This window comes from Pseudomonas sp. 1L-B-1-E-C1, from assembly GCF_057291835.1.
Genome location: NZ_JBXAWN010000004.1, coordinates 264,246 through 280,947, shown reverse-complemented (window position 1 = coordinate 280,947; position 16,702 = coordinate 264,246). Strand labels below are relative to the sequence as shown.

At 60.6% G+C, this 16,702-nt stretch carries 13 protein-coding genes; 8 read left to right on the top strand and 5 right to left on the bottom strand.

Annotated features, from left to right (window positions below; translation table 11 throughout):
* Positions 1 to 5: 5 nt before the first annotated feature.
* From AC0Z4S_RS09545 to AC0Z4S_RS09535, 3 genes are all read left to right on the top strand, one after another.
* Positions 6 to 1,178 carry an alginate O-acetyltransferase gene (locus AC0Z4S_RS09545; RefSeq protein ID WP_471877427.1) on the top strand — a complete coding sequence of 391 codons (1,173 nt, stop codon included), beginning with the start codon at positions 6 to 8 and terminating at the stop codon, positions 1,176 to 1,178.
* Between the two features lie 14 nt (positions 1,179 to 1,192).
* Positions 1,193 to 1,849, top strand: coding sequence for an alginate O-acetyltransferase AlgF (locus tag AC0Z4S_RS09540; RefSeq protein WP_485622793.1), 657 nt, complete (start codon positions 1,193 to 1,195; stop codon positions 1,847 to 1,849).
* 208 nt (positions 1,850 to 2,057) lie between these two features.
* Positions 2,058 to 3,509, top strand: a complete 1,452-nt coding sequence (locus AC0Z4S_RS09535; protein WP_186568165.1) for a mannose-1-phosphate guanylyltransferase/mannose-6-phosphate isomerase — start codon at positions 2,058 to 2,060, stop codon at positions 3,507 to 3,509.
* Between the two features lie 76 nt (positions 3,510 to 3,585).
* Here the strand turns inward: AC0Z4S_RS09535 and AC0Z4S_RS09530 are convergent, their stop codons facing one another.
* Positions 3,586 to 6,417, bottom strand: coding sequence for an RHS repeat domain-containing protein (locus AC0Z4S_RS09530; RefSeq protein ID WP_485622792.1), 2,832 nt, complete (start codon positions 6,415 to 6,417; stop codon positions 3,586 to 3,588).
* Between the two features lie 169 nt (positions 6,418 to 6,586).
* On the opposite strand from AC0Z4S_RS09530, the gene AC0Z4S_RS09525 reads away from it, so the two are divergent.
* The 3 genes from AC0Z4S_RS09525 to AC0Z4S_RS09515 all read left to right on the top strand — a co-directional run bounded on the left by AC0Z4S_RS09525 (position 6,587) and on the right by AC0Z4S_RS09515 (position 9,144).
* Positions 6,587 to 7,051: a multidrug transporter gene (locus tag AC0Z4S_RS09525; protein ID WP_471877429.1), complete on the top strand. Its 465-nt coding sequence runs from the start codon at positions 6,587 to 6,589 to the stop codon at positions 7,049 to 7,051.
* A 35-nt stretch (positions 7,052 to 7,086) separates the two neighbouring features.
* Positions 7,087 to 7,911, top strand: a complete 825-nt coding sequence (locus AC0Z4S_RS09520; RefSeq protein ID WP_485622790.1) for an SDR family oxidoreductase — start codon at positions 7,087 to 7,089, stop codon at positions 7,909 to 7,911.
* A 237-nt stretch (positions 7,912 to 8,148) separates the two neighbouring features.
* Positions 8,149 to 9,144, top strand: coding sequence for an SEL1-like repeat protein (locus tag AC0Z4S_RS09515; RefSeq protein WP_485622789.1), 996 nt, complete (start codon positions 8,149 to 8,151; stop codon positions 9,142 to 9,144).
* 96 nt (positions 9,145 to 9,240) lie between these two features.
* Here AC0Z4S_RS09515 and AC0Z4S_RS09510 read toward each other — a convergent pair whose 3' ends face one another.
* The 4 genes from AC0Z4S_RS09510 to AC0Z4S_RS09495 form a co-directional block, all read right to left on the bottom strand.
* Entirely contained in the window at positions 9,241 to 10,107 is an 867-nt protein-coding gene (locus AC0Z4S_RS09510) for an efflux RND transporter periplasmic adaptor subunit (RefSeq protein ID WP_485622788.1), read from the bottom strand.
* A 10-nt stretch (positions 10,108 to 10,117) separates the two neighbouring features.
* Positions 10,118 to 10,318: a DUF1656 domain-containing protein gene (locus AC0Z4S_RS09505; protein WP_041479478.1), complete on the bottom strand. Its 201-nt coding sequence runs from the start codon at positions 10,316 to 10,318 to the stop codon at positions 10,118 to 10,120.
* Positions 10,308 to 12,500 (bottom strand): FUSC family protein, encoded by a 2,193-nt coding sequence (locus AC0Z4S_RS09500; RefSeq protein ID WP_485622787.1) that lies wholly within the window; start codon positions 12,498 to 12,500, stop codon positions 10,308 to 10,310. Before AC0Z4S_RS09500 ends, AC0Z4S_RS09505 begins: the two co-directional genes overlap by 11 nt.
* Before the next feature lie 139 nt (positions 12,501 to 12,639).
* Complete coding sequence (locus AC0Z4S_RS09495; protein WP_485622786.1) at positions 12,640 to 14,139, bottom strand: efflux transporter outer membrane subunit; 1,500 nt, start codon at positions 14,137 to 14,139, stop codon at positions 12,640 to 12,642.
* A 277-nt stretch (positions 14,140 to 14,416) separates the two neighbouring features.
* On the opposite strand from AC0Z4S_RS09495, the gene AC0Z4S_RS09490 reads away from it, so the two are divergent.
* Complete coding sequence (locus AC0Z4S_RS09490) at positions 14,417 to 15,385, top strand: LysR family transcriptional regulator (protein WP_471877433.1); 969 nt, start codon at positions 14,417 to 14,419, stop codon at positions 15,383 to 15,385.
* 389 nt (positions 15,386 to 15,774) lie between these two features.
* Positions 15,775 to 16,149 (top strand): DUF6124 family protein, encoded by a 375-nt coding sequence (locus tag AC0Z4S_RS09485; protein ID WP_485622785.1) that lies wholly within the window; start codon positions 15,775 to 15,777, stop codon positions 16,147 to 16,149.
* Positions 16,150 to 16,702 lie beyond the last annotated feature (553 nt).

Below are 16,702 nucleotides of genomic sequence, written 5' to 3'. Positions count from 1 at the left end.
CTGACATGACCCGCTCATTACGCATCTTCTACATCGCCCTGTTCCTGGTGACGCTGTTGGTCCTGGGTCTGTGGTCGGTTCGCAGCTTCTTCGGCTTCAGCACCAATGCCGACGCGACGGTGCTCAACGGCCGCTGGACCAAAGCTGTGGAAACCCACTACGACGATGAATTCCCGATCAAGCGCCTGGGCACCAACCTCTGGGCCGCGCTGGATTTCAAACTGTTCAACGAAGGTCGTCCGGGCGTTGTGCTCGGCCGCGACCAGTGGTTGTACAGCGATGAGGAATTCAACCCGATCGTCAACGAAGAGCAGAACCTGCAAGGCAACTACGCGCTGGTCGAAGGCGTGCGCCAGACCCTGAAAGAGAAAGGCGTGAAGCTGGTGATGGCGATCGTGCCGGCCAAGGTGCGTCTGTACCCGGAGCATCTGGGTGAAGTGAAGCCTTCGAGCATTCACCAGAATCTGTATCAGGATTTCCACGCCCGTGTCGCTGCCGACAAGATCCTCGCCCCCGACCTGCTCGGCCCGCTGCAACAGGCCAAGCAGAACGGTCAGCAAGTGTTCCTGCGCACCGACACCCACTGGACCCCGGAAGGCGCCGAAATCGCAGCCAATACGCTGGCCAAGACCATTGCCGAGAAATTCCCGCTGAGCGGCGAGCCACAGCGCTTCGTCACCACGCCAGCAGAGAAGGTCACGCACAAGGGCGATCTGCGTCTGTTCCTGCCGCTCGATCCGCTGTTCGAAAACATGATGCCGGCGCCTGAGCCTCTGCTCAAACGCAACACCGTGGCCGCCGAGCAGCCTGCCGGTGACGACGCCCTGTTCGCCAACAGCGAAGTACCGGTAGCACTGATCGGCACCAGCTACAGCGCCAACCCCAACTGGAACTTCGTCGGTGCGCTCAAACAAGCGCTGCACAGCGACGTCGTCAACTACGCCGAAGACGGCCACGGCCCGATTCTGCCAATGCTCAGCTACCTGAAAAGCGATGACTTCAAGAACAGCCCGCCACAAGTGCTGATCTGGGAGTTTCCTGAACGATATCTGCCTGTGAACAACGAAATCGGCGACGCCGACCCACAGTGGGTCGCAGAGCTCAAACAAGCCGGCGCCCGCCAACAAAACGTAGCCATCAACACTAAATCCGAGACGCCCGATCGGGCGCAAAACTGAAAGAGAGGTACACCATGACTTTCACTACTACTCCTCGTCGTCTCGCTAAAAGCTTCGCACTGGTTGCTGGCCTCAGCGTGCTTTCCGTCCCAGCCTTCGCCGGTGGCGATGCTGCACTGTACGGCCCGACCGCGCCGAAAGGCTCGACCTTCGTACGTGTCTACAACGCCAGCAACGCTGAAGTCAGCGCCACTGTCGGCAGCACCAGCCTGAGCGATATCGCGCCACTGGCCAGCAGCGACTTCAGCTTCATGCCGGGCGGCGACTACAGCGCCAAGATCGGCAGCCAGACCCTGCCGGTGAAACTCGCCGGTGACCACTACTACACCCTGGTCAACAACGCTTCCGGCGCGCCACAACTGATCGAAGAGCCGCCATTCAAGAACAAGCAGAAATCCCTGGTGCGCGTACAGAACCTCAGCGACAAATCGCTGACCCTGAAAACCGCTGACGGCAAGACCGACGTGGTGCCGAACGTGGCTGCCAAAGGTCGTGGCGAACGTGAAATCAACCCGGTGAAAGTCAGCCTGGCGCTGTACGAAGGCGACAAGAAAGTCGGCGACGTGAAACCGGTCGCGCTGGAGCGTGGTGAGGCAGCGGTGCTGTACGTCACTGGCAACGGCAGCAACCTGTCGCCAGTCTGGGTGAAACGCCCGGTGTCGACTCGCTAACCCTTTTCCCGCAGAGACGCTGATCCCTGTAGGAGCTGTCGAGTGAAACGAGGCTGCGATCTTTTGATTTTGAAGATCAAGATCAACAGATCGCAGCCTTCGGCAGCTCCTACAAGGGATGCGGCGTCTTCGGACACGAGACAAAAACAAGAGTGAAACGACACAACGTTCGTTGCTCTAACCAAATTGATTTTATGGAGTAAACACTATGATTCCGGTGATCTTGTCAGGTGGTAGCGGTTCGCGTCTGTGGCCTCTTTCGCGCAAGCAATTCCCCAAGCAATTCCTCGCCCTGACCGGCGAACACACCCTGTTCCAGCAAACCCTCGAGCGCCTGGTGTTCGAAGGCATGGACACGCCGATCGTGGTCTGCAACAAGGAACACCGTTTCATCGTCAACGAGCAACTGGCCGCACGCAATCTGGAATGCCAGCGCATTCTGATGGAGCCGTTCGGTCGCAACACTTCGCCCGCCGTGGCGCTGACCGCGATGATGCTGGTCAATGAAGGTCGTGACGAACTGATGCTGGTCCTGCCGGCCGACCACGTGCTGGAAGACCAGAAAGCCCTGCAACGCGCCCTCGCTCTGGCCACCGTCGCGGCGGAAAACGGCGAAATGGTCCTGTTCGGTGTGCCGGCGACCAAACCGGAAACCGGCTACGGTTACATCAAATCCACCGCTGATTCGCTGCTGCCCGAAGGCGTCAGCCGCGTCTCGCACTTCGTCGAAAAACCCGACGTCAAGCGCGCCACCGAGTACGTCGAGTCCGGCGGTTACTACTGGAACAGCGGCATGTTCCTGTTCCGCGCCAGCCGCTTCCTCGAGGAACTGAAAAAGCACGATCCGGACATCTACGACACCTGCCTGCTGACCCTTGAGCGCAGCCAGCAGGACGCCGACACCGTGACCCTGGACGAAGCCACCTTCGCCTGCTGCCCGGACAATTCCATCGACTACTCGGTGATGGAAAAAACCCAGCGCGCCTGCGTGGTGCCGCTGTCCGCCGGCTGGAGCGATGTCGGTTGCTGGTCGTCGCTGTGGGAAGTCAACGAGAAAGACGCCAACGGCAACGTCAGCAAGGGCGACGTGGTGATTCAGGACAGCAAGAACTGCATGATCCACGGCAACGGCAAACTGGTCTCGGTGATCGGCCTGGAAAACATCGTCGTGGTCGAAACCAAGGACGCGATGATGATTGCCCACAAGGACAAGGTCCAGGGCGTCAAGCAGATGGTCAACACCCTCAATGCCCAGGGCCGCAGCGAAACCCAGAACCACTGCGAAGTCTATCGTCCGTGGGGCTCGTACGACTCGGTGGACATGGGCGGGCGTTTCCAGGTCAAGCACATCTCGGTCAAGCCGGGTGCGTGCCTGTCGCTGCAGATGCACCACCACCGCGCCGAACACTGGATCGTGGTCAGCGGCACTGCCGAAGTGACCTGCGACGAGAACGTGTTCCTGCTCACCGAAAACCAGTCGACCTACATCCCGATCGCCTCGGTGCATCGCCTGCGCAACCCGGGCAAGATCCCGCTGGAAATCATCGAAGTGCAGTCGGGTTCGTACTTGGGTGAAGACGATATCGAGCGTTTCGAAGATATCTACGGCCGCTCCACCCCGATCGAACGCGGCGTGTCGGTGAAAACCATCGCGCAGTGATCCCCCGCTGAAACAAGAAGCCCTCGTCCAGCCCGTTGCGTCCCCTATCCGCAGCGGGCTGGGCGGGGGCTTTTTTTCAACCGAACGAATGTTGTCGGGTCAGTCTCGACCGCGAATGTTCCCCCAGCGATTGCTGCCTTCCTGCATAGGGCGCAGGTGCGACCAGTCCGATAAATTCCTGGGTTCGCACCAGGGTCTGGATCGTACTGGACGTTTGCATCGACAAATCGGAGACCGCTTCAAAAAGCTTCGGATCCGCGCTGCCGGTGGTTGCCAGCTCGGTAACGATGGCTTGCGTCCTGAACTCGACCATATCGATGCCTACCGAAAGATGTTCGTAAGTGTTGCTTAACGCCTCAGCATTCAATCCCTGCGCGGCATGGATGAATTCCCGTCCGGTCTGGATCAGTCCCCGGGTTTCCGGTCCCAGTTTTGCCGAGACGGTCTCAATTACTTTGTCCTCGACCTTGGCGCGCGCCATTTTGGTCAATCGTGATCGACCGTCGGCCGTGCGCGGATCATGCGCTGCCAATTGCAGTTTCACTGTGGCAAGGCTCAGCCTGTTTTTCGGTTCAACGCTTTCAACCAGAGCCTTGGGATTGAGTTCGCTGCCCTTGAAGTTGATAGGTCGGTTCAACTGATAGGTGTCCACCACCTTGTCGATTGCTGCGTCCGCCAACTTCGCACCGGCCTTGGTGCCAACCATGCCTGCGAACGAGCCTGCTGCCGGTCCGAACACGGCGCCCACTGCAGTGCCGATCGTGCCACCTACGGCTTGAGCGCCTGCGCTGAAAGCGCTACTGGCCAGTTGCGTCCCGACTCGCCTGGCCAAGGCCTGAAAACGGTGTCGCGCCTGAGTGTGGTTGAGCAACGAGTTTCTGACGTCCCCGGCCGCCGAGGTCATCGCGCTCATTAACGACTGCTGCTTTTGCACACTGTCAGCCAACTCTGACGGGGCAGTCTTCCCGCCCCCATCGCTGTCGACATAACCCATGGGCGAGTTACCGACCATCTGGTAAAGGTTTGGCCCGTCGATAAAGCCTTTCGGGTCAGGATTCAACCAACGCTGCAACCAGGGCATGTAATAGCGATAACCGTAGTAATACAGTCCGGTCGCATCGCGTTCCTTGGCCGAATAACGCACGGTTTTATAGCTGACGTCGGGCTCGTCGACCCACGCAGTCGCACCGAACGGATAGAAATGCTCACGGCTGACGACCTTCGCGTCAGCGTCCAGCTCAAGACTGATCGACCCCAGGTGGTCACTGGAACTGTATCGGTATTGATCGTTAATGCCCGTCGGAGGCGGACTTTCCCAATGCAGTATGCGAACACTGTTGAGGCCGGCCTGCACGGTAATGACTTGCAGGCTTTGGCCCGTGCCGGTGTCCGTGCGCAACTCGAGTGCCGGCAGATACCGGACCTCCGCAAGCATTTCGCGTGCATTGCTCAGAGAGAAACCGGTTTTGCGCACACGCTGGCCGGCACCGTCGTAGAGATAGCTTTCGCGATCATCGGCGCTTGATTCGCGTCGAACTGTCACGACCGAGTCCAGCTGGTTACGCAGATTCCACTGCAACCGGCGTCCCTGATCAAGCAACAGCAGATTGCCCCGCGCATCGAAGGCTGCGGCGATCTCTGCCTCATCGGGCGGCACACCATCAAGCCAGGGCAGACACCGATTGCTGTAGCGCGCGGCCTGCAGTCGATGACCGGGACTCTGTGCGCCAAGGTGAGTCAACTCAAGAAGATTGCCGCCGGCGTCATAGCGAAAGTCCTGGGTGTAATTGGCCACCGCTGTCGGTCCACCACCGGCAGCGCCGGCCTCCCAGCCAGTCGCGTGGATCAATCGGTAGAGGCTGTCGTAGCGGTAACGACTGACCGGCTCGATGCGCTGATTGGCAAACCAGCGCACAGGCAATGCCTGGTCTTCTATGCTCAGTACATTGCCCATCGGGTCATAGGCATACAGCAGGTGTTGCAATACGCTGCCCGACCGATCCTGAGCATGGCGCGTAATCAGACGGCCGTCTTCGGAACGGTAGCTCAGTTCGGTCAACACACCATTGCCCGCCAGTTCGCGGGTGACCTGACCTTCGGCGTTGTAGCGAATATCGCTGAGGACAGGATGGTCTTGAGTCTGAAGCCTGAGCCGTAGATCAATCCCGCGTAACCGACCGTCGAGCGTCAGTGCGAACGTCTGCCGGTTGCCACCGGCATCGAGCTGTTCGAGCACAGCTCCCAGCGGGGCATAGCGCCATTGCGTGGTTGCCCCGGCCCCGGCTTCGAGCAGTTTCTGCCGATCGACCAAGGCTTGCGGCCAATCCGGGGCAGCCGGCTCAAGCGTGAAGTGGCGGGTGTTTTCGCTGCACTGGCCGGTGATTGCGAATTGCTCGAACAGCACGCTGCCGGCCGGATCGTCATGTCGAATCAATTGACCGAGCTGATTGCGCAGCGGGTCGCCAGCGTCGGGGTGGCCATAGGTAAAACGCTCGGCACATCGGCGAGGCACGCCAGTGCCCTGTTCGAACACTGCGACCGGGCGCAGCGAATCATCGTATTCAATATCGCGGCAGGTGCCGCGGCTGTCCCAGCTGTACAGCAGCTCGCCAGCCAACCCCTGCAACTGCACCTGAATCCCCGCGTCGGTACTGTCCGAGCGCAGCAGGGTATCGTCCAACGCATGGACATCGGTGAGACTGGCAGGCGCCTGCGGGTCAATCGCTTGCAGCGCCCAGAGTCGGGCATCCCATTGTTTGAGCGCACGCCCGTCAACGTCGCGCAACGTCCGCTCGATCCGGCGCTCGCTTGCCACGGCGGCATCGGTGCGCCAGTAATTCACCGCAAGGATGGCCAAACCGCGCGGATCGTTCACGGCAAGGGTTGGCGTTTTGCTGTAGATACCCATGGTCAGTCAACGTCCGTGTGTGTCTCGGACCATCTGAACAAGAGCAAGCCGGTAAGGCCACTGTCAGAAATTACAGTCCCGACCAACGGCAGGCTTGTTGCCGCTCCGAATATCCATTGTGCGACGCCTTCGGTAGGATGAGGCTGACTTACCCACGGAGCGTTCAAGCATGTTCATCGGCATCCTGCTGATCATCACCTGGCTGATCCTGCTGCTGCGCTATCCCGCCAAGGCTGTGCCGGTGTCCGTAGCGGCCGCGATCGGTCTGGGCTGCGTGGCGATGTGGGTGCTGTGGCTGGACAACCGCGAGATCAAACAACTGGCGCGCCTGGAGCTACGCATTGCCTACGCTCCCGAACAATGCCCGGCCGACCGGCCGCTGCAATTGAACATGAACAACGGCAACGACGTGCCGCTGACCGAACTGCGTTGGCGCATCGCGGCCTATGCGCCAGGCGATACCGTCAACCTGGCCGACAATCAATACACCGCGCCACGCTATCGCGGCCCCGGCGAACTGCAGGCCGGCGCGACCTGGGAAGACTGCCTGCCGCTGCCGCCGCTACGCCCCGGCTATCGCCCGCAAACCCTGGAGTTCCGTGCCGAGCATTTACAGGGTAGTTTCTCCGACTGATCCCCTCCGTTGATTTTTTGCACAAGGAATGCGCCATGCCCGTTGCGTTGATTACCGGTTGCTCCAGCGGCATTGGCCGCGCCCTCGCCGACGCGTTCAAAGCGGCCGGCTACGAAGTCTGGGCCAGTGCGCGCAAGGCTGAAGATGTCGCCGCGCTCAGCGCCGCCGGTTTCAATGCCATCCAGTTGGACGTCAACGACAGCGTCGCGCTGGCGCAACTCGCCGAGCGCCTCAACCAGCAACATGGCGGCCTCGATGTGTTGATCAACAACGCCGGTTACGGCGCCATGGGGCCGTTGCTCGACGGCGGCGTGCCGGCCATGCAGCGCCAGTTTGAAACCAATGTGTTCTCGATTGTCGGCGTCACCCGCGCGCTGTTCCCGCTGCTGCGTCAGACCCAGGGCCTGGTGGTGAATATCGGCAGTGTCTCCGGTGTGCTGGTCACGCCATTCGCCGGCGCCTACTGCGCCTCGAAAGCCGCGGTGCATGCGTTGAGCGATGCCCTGCGCATGGAGCTGGCGCCGTTCGGCATCCGCGTGATGGAGGTCCAGCCCGGCGCAATTGAATCGAGCTTCGCGAAGAATGCAGGGCACGAAGCGGAACAGTTGATCAATGAGCAATCGCCGTGGTTTCCACTGCGTGAAGGCATTCGCGCACGGGCCAAGGCATCGCAGGACAGACCGACGCCAGCGGTCGAGTTCGCCGCGCAGTTGTTGACGGCTGTGCAGCAGAGCAAGCCGCCACGGTTGGTGCGCATTGGCAACGGCAGCCGGGCGTTGCCGTTGCTGGCGGGATTGCTGCCCAAGGGTTTGCTGGAATCGACGTTGATGAAGCGGTTCGGCTTGCGTGGGAAGCTCTGATTCACTTTAGTGAAATTGCCAAATCAGCCGATCAACGTAGAATGCGCCGCACTTGAAGCATGCAATGCTTCAAGTGAACCGTATAGCGCATGGAATCGCTGGTGCACGCATCGAAGCAAGGGAACTGCTGAACACTGATATCCCCCTCCCCCGGCCTTTCTCTACGGAAACGTCGCTGCTTTGTTTGCCTGCCTGACGCCGCCCTGCGTATGCTTCACTTCAGATCAGGACCAACTTTTGAAACTTCTCAACGTATTGCCTTTGGCATTGCTCACATGGCTGGCGGGCTGTTCCACTCAAGAAGTGCCCCTCAACGACACCCTGCCGAAATTGACCGCGCAAGCGCCCTTGCCAGCCGTCACCGCAAATGAATACTGCAATCCACAGATGGACAGCGACATTCTGTTTGGCACAGGTTTGCTGATGTTCGAGGACGGATCGCGGGATGTCGCCCAAACTTGCCTGGTCATGGCGGCTCCGAACCACCCTCGAGCGTTTTGCTACCTGTCCACAATGGTGATGCAGTCCGGCGACCTGAGCAAAAACAAAAATCAGGTTTTCAACTACACAGCCTACGCGGCAAAGCAAAATGACTGGTGTGCGGAGTACGGCCTGTACGATATGTACAGTTCCGGCACTCTCGGGGCGAAAAAAGACGCCAAACTTGCCATGCGCTGGCTGCTGCGCTCAGCGCAACACGGTTATCCGGATGCCCAGAAGGAACTGATCAAACAGTACGAAAAACAGGACAACCTGCCCGAAGCTTACGCGTGGAGCAAATTCCTCATCAATACTGAGGACGCCGCCATCGGCACCACACTCAAAACCCGGATGAGCCCGAGCCAGATTGCCGAGGCTGACAAACGCTACAACGACCTCGTCCCTCAGGTCGCCAGCAAGGCGGCATTGGCCGCAGAAGAACGAGCAGAGGACGTCGCCCGCTACTCCGCCCAGATCTATCAGGACTATCCGGATACCTTCAAGGGCCTGACGACCGCTGAACGTCATGCCTACATGACTCAGTCGATCGGCGATGCCATGGACCTGCCATTCATCAGGAACCGAGATCATGTATTGATCTACATCGTGATCAATCGCGCCGCTCAGTTGAAAAAACCTGACGCAAATATTGCCAATGATCAGCGGATAATCACCCTCATTGAAGACAAACGGTTAACAGTGGATGAGACCATCGAGTCCGGACTGCGGGTGGTCAAAACGTTCTACCGATAACCCGGATCGCGAGCAGGCTCGCTCACAGTGGATCTTCGGAGTGATACAGATCCAGTGTAGGAGTGAGCCTGCTCGCGATTCAGTCAACGCGGTCTGTCAGTTATCCACAACGTCCTGCTTCACCACCACCGTGCAAGTAATCCCCGCCGCCAGCAACACGCCCTCCGGCACTTCATCAATGTGAATGCGCACCGGCACCCGCTGCGCGAGGCGCACCCAGTTGAACGTCGGGTTCACATCGGCGATCAGCTCGCGGCTCTCCGGGTTGTCGCGGTCGTAGATGCCGCGTGAAATGCTCTCGACATGGCCCTTGAGCACTTCGCCGCTCATGAGCTGCATATCGGCTTTGTCACCGATTTTCACATGCGGCAGTTTGGTTTCTTCGAAGTAGCCGTAAACCCAGAAGGAGTTCATGTCGACCACGGCCATCTTCGCCTCGCCGATGCGTGCGTAGTCGCCGCGATGCACGTTGAGGTTGGTCACGTAGCCGTCCACCGCCGCGCGCACTTCGGTACGTTTGAGATTGAGTTCGGCGGCCTCCAGCTGCGCCTGGGCGTGTTGGTAATCGGCCAGCGCGGCGTCGGCGATGTTGCTGGCGTCGTCGCGGTTTTCCTTGGAGATCACCAGATTGTCGAGGTCGGCGCGGCGGTGGGCGTTGACCTTGCGCATCTCCCAGGTCGACTTGCGCGAAGCGACCAGCGACTGCGCCTGCCTGACCGCGATGCGGTAGTGCTCAGGGTCGATGCGCATCAGCAGATCGCCCTTCTTGACCAACTGATTGTCATGCACCGGCACCTCGACCACTTCGCCAGTGACGTCGGCGGCGACGTTGATGATGTCGGCGCGAACGCGGCCATCGCGAGTCCACGGCGTGTTCATGTAGTGCTCCCACAACGTGCGGCCGATCCACAGCGCCAGGGCCAGCACCAGCAGGGTCGCGAGCAGGCTGAAAAACTTTTTCATCAAGATGTTCTCAACGGTAGACAGTCAGCGCCATGGCGCCGAACAGACAGGTAAACAGGCTCAGACGCAGCAGCGCCGGGTGCCAGAAAAAACGGTACAGGTCGAACCCCGAGAGGAAGCGGTCCAGCGCCCAGGCCAACCCCGCAGCAACGAAAAACATCAGGGTCATGGTCGGCATGTACACGCCGTGGAAGGCGATTTCACGAGGCATGGGCAAGTCCTTCAGGCCTGGCGGGAGCGAATTCGGCAAGGGGTGATTGCGGGTCGAGCAACGAGGTGCGGATGAAGTGCAGGTAGCTCTTCACCCGCCGCAACGCGGAGGTATCGAAGTGCGGCGCGAACGGCTCATCGGTGGCGGCGACGCGGCTGATCGCGTGATCGACAGCCACCAGTGCACGTTCGAGATTGCTCGCGTTCGGCTGCAGAAACAGGCGCACCAGCGCGCGCCCCATCACCCGAATTGCCTGGCGCCACGGCTGCGATTCGGCATACGCCGGGTGCACCGGCAGGATCGCCTGTTCCTTGCGCAACTCGATGATCGCGTGACCGACTTCGAGCACCACGAACATCCAGCGCAGCAGACTCTTCTGCACCTTCGGTTGGCCCGCCGCCAGGCCATAGGCCTGATGCAGCAGGTCGCGGGTGCGGCTCTCGAAACTCGAGGCCAGGCCTTTGAGTCTGCCGCTGATCGCATAGACCACTTGCCCGCGCAGATCCTGCTCCAGGCGCTGCCACAGCCAGCGACTGTTTGGCGGCAGAATAATCGCCCCCGATGCGGCACACACAAGCATGCCCATGACCATGGCGATGTAGTCGTTGATGAAGGTGTAAGGGTTGTAGATCGTGAGATTGTCCGGCACCGAACCGGTGCTGAAAAAAATCAGCAGGCCCAGACCCACCCCGGCGTACTGCGGCCGCGAAGCGAGGAACGAACCGAGCACAATCACCGGCGCGAGCATCACGCAGAGCAAGGGGAAGCCGTCGATCCACGGGAAGATGAAAAACATCTCGACGAAGCCGACCAGCGCACCGAGAAAAGTCCCGCAGGCCATCTGAAAAGCCATGCGTTTCGGGTTCGGTGTAGCCGCAGACAAACCGACAGTGGCGGCGGCGATCAGGGTCATGGTCGCCCCGCTCGGCCACGCGGTCGCGACCCAGTAACTGCCCAGCACGATCAGGATGAACGAGGCACGGATCCCTGAGGCGGCCGCCGCCCACCAGTTGGTTTGCGGGGTGAACGGCTCGTCCCAGCGTTCGCGTTCGTGGCGATGCTCAGCGAGTGAAGCGTGGGTCTGTGCATAACTGTGCAGGTCGTCGACGAAGCGGTAGAGCAATTCGTAGGCGGTGTGGAAATCCAACTGTTCGGCTTCGCTCGGACCTGTGTCCTGAAAGATCCCGCGCAGGGTTCGAACGCGTGTCGGCAGGCCTTCCTTGTAAGTCGCCAGCGCGGTGGCCAAACGTGCCGCATCGGGGCTGGTCAGGGCGCGACCGCTGAAGCCGTCGAGCACTTCGGCGAGGTCCTGCAAACCGGGTTTGATCGCTACCACGACATGTTCTTCACCATTGCCGCGCAGGCGTTCAAGCAACTGATGCAAGGCGTTGAAGCGCGTGGTGATGCCCATGAACTCGCTGTTCAAACGACTCAGGCGACCGTTGCGCCGGCGCATGTGCGGGTCTTCGAACACGGTCACGCTGCGCAAGCCTTCCAGGCCCACGGCTTCGGCAATGAAGCGCACGTTGCTGGCTTCGAACGCCTCGGCTTTGCTGCGCCCGCGCAAGCCGTCGGTGACGAACAGGGCGAACACACCGAAGCGCTGATATAAGGCGTTGCGCATCGCTGCGCTGGCGGTCTGCGGCAGAATCGCGGCGCTGATCAGCGTCGCGCAGAGAATCCCCAGCGAGATCTCCAGCACCCGCCACACCGCGGCCATGAATGCGCCGTCGGGATGCGCCAGCGCCGGCAATCCGACCATCGCCGCGGTGTAACCGGCAAGGACAAAACCATACGCGCGAAAGTTGCGGCAACGGGCGGCACCGGCCGAGCAGATGCCGACCCAGATCGCCAGCGAGCCGAGAAACAGTTCGGTGTTCTGCGCGAATAAAGCGATCAGCGTGACCATCATCGCCGACCCCGCCAGCGTGCCGAGGAAGCGATAGAAACTCTTGGCGAACACCTGGCCGCTCTGCGGCTGCATGACGATAAACACGGTGATCATCGCCGTGCGCGGCTGCGGCAATTCCAGACGCATCGCCAGCCACAGAGTGAGAAACGCGGCGAGCAACACCTTGAAGATATAGACCCAGGTCACGCCATCGCTGCGTGCCCAGTCGAAAAAACCGCGACGCCATTCCAGAGAGTGGAGCCAGCGTAGAGGGGCGGGCAAGGAGGTCATTGAAAATACTCAGGCATGCAATGCGGACTCGAAACCTGTGGGAGCGAGCCTGCTCGCGAAAGCGGCGTGTCACGCAACATGTTCATTGACTGATACACCCTCTTCGCGAGCAGGCTCGCTCCCACAATGGATGCTGTGTTCACCGCAGCAGCGCCGGGGTTTTCGGGGCTTGGGTTTGCTCCGCTGTTGGCACGTCATTACCCGCACCGAGGCCGCCACCCAAGGCCGTCACCAATTCCGCATGCGCACTCAACCGCGCGGCCTGCACTTGCTGCTGCACCTGCTGTTGCTTGAACAGCAAGGTCTGCGCATTCAGCACGTTGAGGTAATCGGTGAGGCCGCGTTGATAGGCGATCATCGCGATGTCGTAAGTCTTCTGCGCCGTCGCCACGGATTCAGCGGCGAAGTCCTGCTGCTTGTCCATCGACTCGCGGCGGATCAACTGATCGGAAATGTTCTTCAGCGCGTTGATCAGCGTCTGGTTGTAATGCGCCACGGCGATGTCATAACCGGCCGCCGCTTCGCCCAATTCGCCGCGCAATCGGCCACCGTCGAAGATCGGCAACGAGATCGCCGGGCCGACGTTGTAGTTGAGTTTCTTGCCGGTCAAAAACTCCAGCGCCCCACCGCCGGTGGCCATGTAACCGAGGCTGCCGACCAGATCGACGTTGGGATAAAACCCGCCGTGGACGACATCGATGCCGCGTGCCTGCGCCGCCACTTGCCAGCGACTGGCGACCACGTCCGGACGCTGGCCGAGCAGTTCGGCGGGCAATGCCGAGGGCAACTTCAATGGCGCCGCGAGGGACAGCGTCGGCCGTTGCAGTTGCGCAGCAGCGCCCGGGCCCTTGCCGGCCAACGCAGCAATCTGGTTGCGGCTCAGAGCGATTTCCTCGTCCAGCGCATCGAGTTGGCGATGGGTTTCCGGCAACGGCGTTTCGGCCTGGCTGACTTCGAAGTGCGTGCCGATGCCGCCGCTCAAGCGTTTCTGCGCCAGATCGAGAATCTGCTGTTGTTGCTTGAGCGTCGCCGCGACGATGTCGCGCTGGGCGTAATGCAGCGACAGCTCGATGTAGGCACGGACGATGTTGTTCTGCAGTTCCAGCTGCGCCAGTCGCGCCTCCGCCACGCTCACATGCGCCAGATCCACCGCCCGCTCGCTGGCATTGCGCTCGCGGCCCCACAGGTCGAGGGCGTAGCTGAAGCCGAGCGCGGCGTTGTTGTCCCACGTGGTGGTGTTGGCCAGATCGCCAGGGCCGTAGAACTGATCGGTCGGCCAGTTGTGGCGCTTGAGGGTCGACTGGCCGTTGATCTGCAACGCCTCGGCCGCCTCGGCAACACCGGCCATCGCTTTCGCCTGACGCACACGCGCGGCGGCCATGGCCATGCTCGGGCTGCCCTGCACGGCGAGGTCGATCCAGCGATTGAGTTGCGCATCACCAAACGCTTGCCACCATTGGGCGGTGGGCCAGTGGGCGTCTTTGGCGGCCTCGGCAATGGCCGCGTCGGTGGCCAGTGAATCGGCCTCCAGCGACTCGCCATGTGGGGCAATGCCTTGGGTAGAGATGCAGCCGCCGAGAGCCAGGGTTAAAGCCAGAACACTGAGCGGCAAAAGCGCTCTGTTGATGCGACGCGGCACAGCTGCGAATTCCTGAGAGAGGGATAGATCGAAGACCGTGTAGGAGCTGCCGCAGGCTGCGATCTTTTGATCTTGCTTCCCTTAAAACAAAATCAACAGATCGCAGCCTTCGGCAGCTCCTGCACAGGGACCGGCGCAATTCTATGGAGGTGCCTGTGCGGCGATAAGCTGGGATTTCTGTGAATCTTTGTTACGGTTAACGAGATAATCCCTTGGTCGGGGGTCTCAGCCTCCGAAACTTCGTGTCACAATTTGCCATCTCCCTTGAGAGCACCCCATGGACACTTTGCAAAACATGCGCGCCTTCAGTTGTGTTGCCGAAGCGGGCAGCTTCACCGCCGCCGCCGTGCAACTGGACACCACCACCGCCAACGTCTCGCGCGCGGTCTCCAACCTGGAAGCCCACCTGCAAACCCGCCTGCTCAATCGCACGACCCGGCGCATCGCCCTGACCGAGGCAGGCAAACGCTACCTGCTGCGCTGCGAACAGATCCTCGCCTACGTCGAAGAAGCCGAAGCGGAAGCCAGCGACGCCCACGCGCGCCCGGCCGGTCAGCTGAAAGTGCACACCATGACCGGCATCGGCCAGCACTTCGTCATCGACGCCATCGCCCGCTACCGCAAGACCCACCCCGACGTGACCTTCGACCTGACCCTGGCCAACCGCGTGCCGGACCTGCTCGACGAGGGCTACGATGTCTCGATCGTGCTCGCCAGTGAACTGCCCGATTCCGGCTTCGTTTCTCAGCGCCTGGGTATCACCTACAGCATCGTCTGCGCCTCGCCGGCCTACGTGAAAGCCAACGGCGCCGCACAGAAACCCAGCGACCTGCTCAACCACGCCTGCCTGCGCCTGGTCAGCCCGGTGATTCCGCTGGAGAAATGGGCCTTCGACGGCCCGGACGGCCAGGAAACGGTCACCATCAACAGCTCGCCATTTCTGGTGAACTCCGCCGACGCCATGAAAACCGCCATCACCAGCGGCATGGGCGTCGGCGTGCTGCCGGTCTACGCCGCCATCGAAGGCCTGCGCAACGGCACCCTGGTCCGAGTGATGCAGAACTACCGTTCGCAGGAACTGAACCTGTATGCGATCTACCCGTCGCGGCAGTACCTGGATGCGAAGATCAAGACCTGGGTGGAATATTTGCGCGGATCGTTGCCGGAGATATTGGCGGCGCATCAGGCGGAACTGGTCGCGTATGAATTGAGCGGGAGTCTGGCTGGCGCGCGCGTCGCCACCTGACTTTAAACACCGCTGACTTCGTGTAGGAGCTGACGAGTACAACGAGGCTGCGATCTGTTGATCTTGCTGTTTAAAAATCAACGGATCGCAGCCTACGGCCGCTCCTACACCACGGTATTTTCACGGAAGTTTCCGACAGGTTTTGCAGGTTGTCCGTCGGAAGTGCGCTGGCTAGGATTTGGCGGTTGCTGACGAATCAGCGACCGGGCTTGGTCGTCCGGGTTTAGAATGGCGCACATTTTCAAGCATGCTTAATGGCGAGCTGTGCGTGGGAGGGCTTCGGCCCTGCCGGGTTTCCATTCCCTGGTCGACCAACCCGCGTACGGTTCGCCACCCGATTGCTTGGTCGCAGTCAGTGCGCGAACTCCACTTCCGAATGGAGTTTCACCATGTTCAAACCCACACCCAATCCCCCCGAATCCGAAAGCACCTCACCCTACCAATCCCCCGACTCGAAAAAACTCCACGACGCCGCAGAGCGTGCGCTGGATCCCTACCTCAAACCGTCCGCCAACGCGCAACAAAGCCACAGACCCAGCACCATGTTCCAGGTCGCCCCCGACCAGGACAACGAAAGCCTGCTGGCCCACGCCTGCGAATCCCTGGCCTCGGCCAGCATCATGAGCAGCGACATCGCTGCCTACGTCGACAGCCCACAGCGGCACACGATATTGGCCATCCAGCAGGTGATCATGCTGGCGGAACTGGCGGTGAATCGGGTGCTGGATAATTACGAAATCCACCAATCCCCGACACACAGCTGACCCCGTGGGAGCGAGCCTGCTCGCGAAGGCTTGGGCACATCCAACATGCGAGGTGTCAGATAAACCGCTTTCGCGAGCAGGCTCGCTCCCACAAAACAGCAAAAGCAAAAGCAAAAGATCGCAGCCTTCGGCTGCTCCTACAGTTGGATTGGGTACAACCGCAAGAAACAGGTCGGCTGTCAGGCCGCCTTCTCGAGCAGGCTCGCTCCCACAAAACAGCAAAAGCAAAAGCAAAAGATCGCAGCCTTCGGCTGCTCCTACAGTTGGATTGGGTACAACCGTAAGAAACAGGTCGGCTGTCAGGCCGCCTTCGCGAGCAGGCTCACTCCTACAAAAGCAAAACCAAAGCAGCGCAGCTGCCCGCGGCAAAGCCGCCCCACTCAACAATGAGCGTTAGCTCGAGTGCTGTTGATCTTGATCCACCGGCGACGTCGGAAGGCTGAGCGGAGGGATTGATCCGGGCGTGGGAGCGCAGCGACCGTTCGACGAAGTCGAACACAGCGGAAGGAGGTGCAGCGAAGCAAACCGGAGCCGCTGCGCCCGGATCGATCCC

Bases quoted from the DNA above. Each gene is read 5' to 3' on its own strand.
- AC0Z4S_RS09545 (WP_471877427.1), top strand. From the start codon at position 6: ATGACCCGCTCATTACGCATCTTCTACATCGCCCTGTTCCTGGTGACG.
- AC0Z4S_RS09540 (WP_485622793.1), top strand. From the start codon at position 1,193: ATGACTTTCACTACTACTCCTCGTCGTCTCGCTAAAAGCTTCGCACTG.
- AC0Z4S_RS09535 (WP_186568165.1), top strand. From the start codon at position 2,058: ATGATTCCGGTGATCTTGTCAGGTGGTAGCGGTTCGCGTCTGTGGCCT.
- AC0Z4S_RS09530 (WP_485622792.1), bottom strand. From the start codon at position 6,417: ATGGGTATCTACAGCAAAACGCCAACCCTTGCCGTGAACGATCCGCGC.
- AC0Z4S_RS09525 (WP_471877429.1), top strand. From the start codon at position 6,587: ATGTTCATCGGCATCCTGCTGATCATCACCTGGCTGATCCTGCTGCTG.
- AC0Z4S_RS09520 (WP_485622790.1), top strand. From the start codon at position 7,087: ATGCCCGTTGCGTTGATTACCGGTTGCTCCAGCGGCATTGGCCGCGCC.
- AC0Z4S_RS09510 (WP_485622788.1), bottom strand. From the start codon at position 10,107: ATGAAAAAGTTTTTCAGCCTGCTCGCGACCCTGCTGGTGCTGGCCCTG.
- AC0Z4S_RS09505 (WP_041479478.1), bottom strand. From the start codon at position 10,318: ATGCCTCGTGAAATCGCCTTCCACGGCGTGTACATGCCGACCATGACC.
- AC0Z4S_RS09500 (WP_485622787.1), bottom strand. From the start codon at position 12,500: ATGACCTCCTTGCCCGCCCCTCTACGCTGGCTCCACTCTCTGGAATGG.
- AC0Z4S_RS09490 (WP_471877433.1), top strand. From the start codon at position 14,417: ATGGACACTTTGCAAAACATGCGCGCCTTCAGTTGTGTTGCCGAAGCG.
- AC0Z4S_RS09485 (WP_485622785.1), top strand. From the start codon at position 15,775: ATGTTCAAACCCACACCCAATCCCCCCGAATCCGAAAGCACCTCACCC.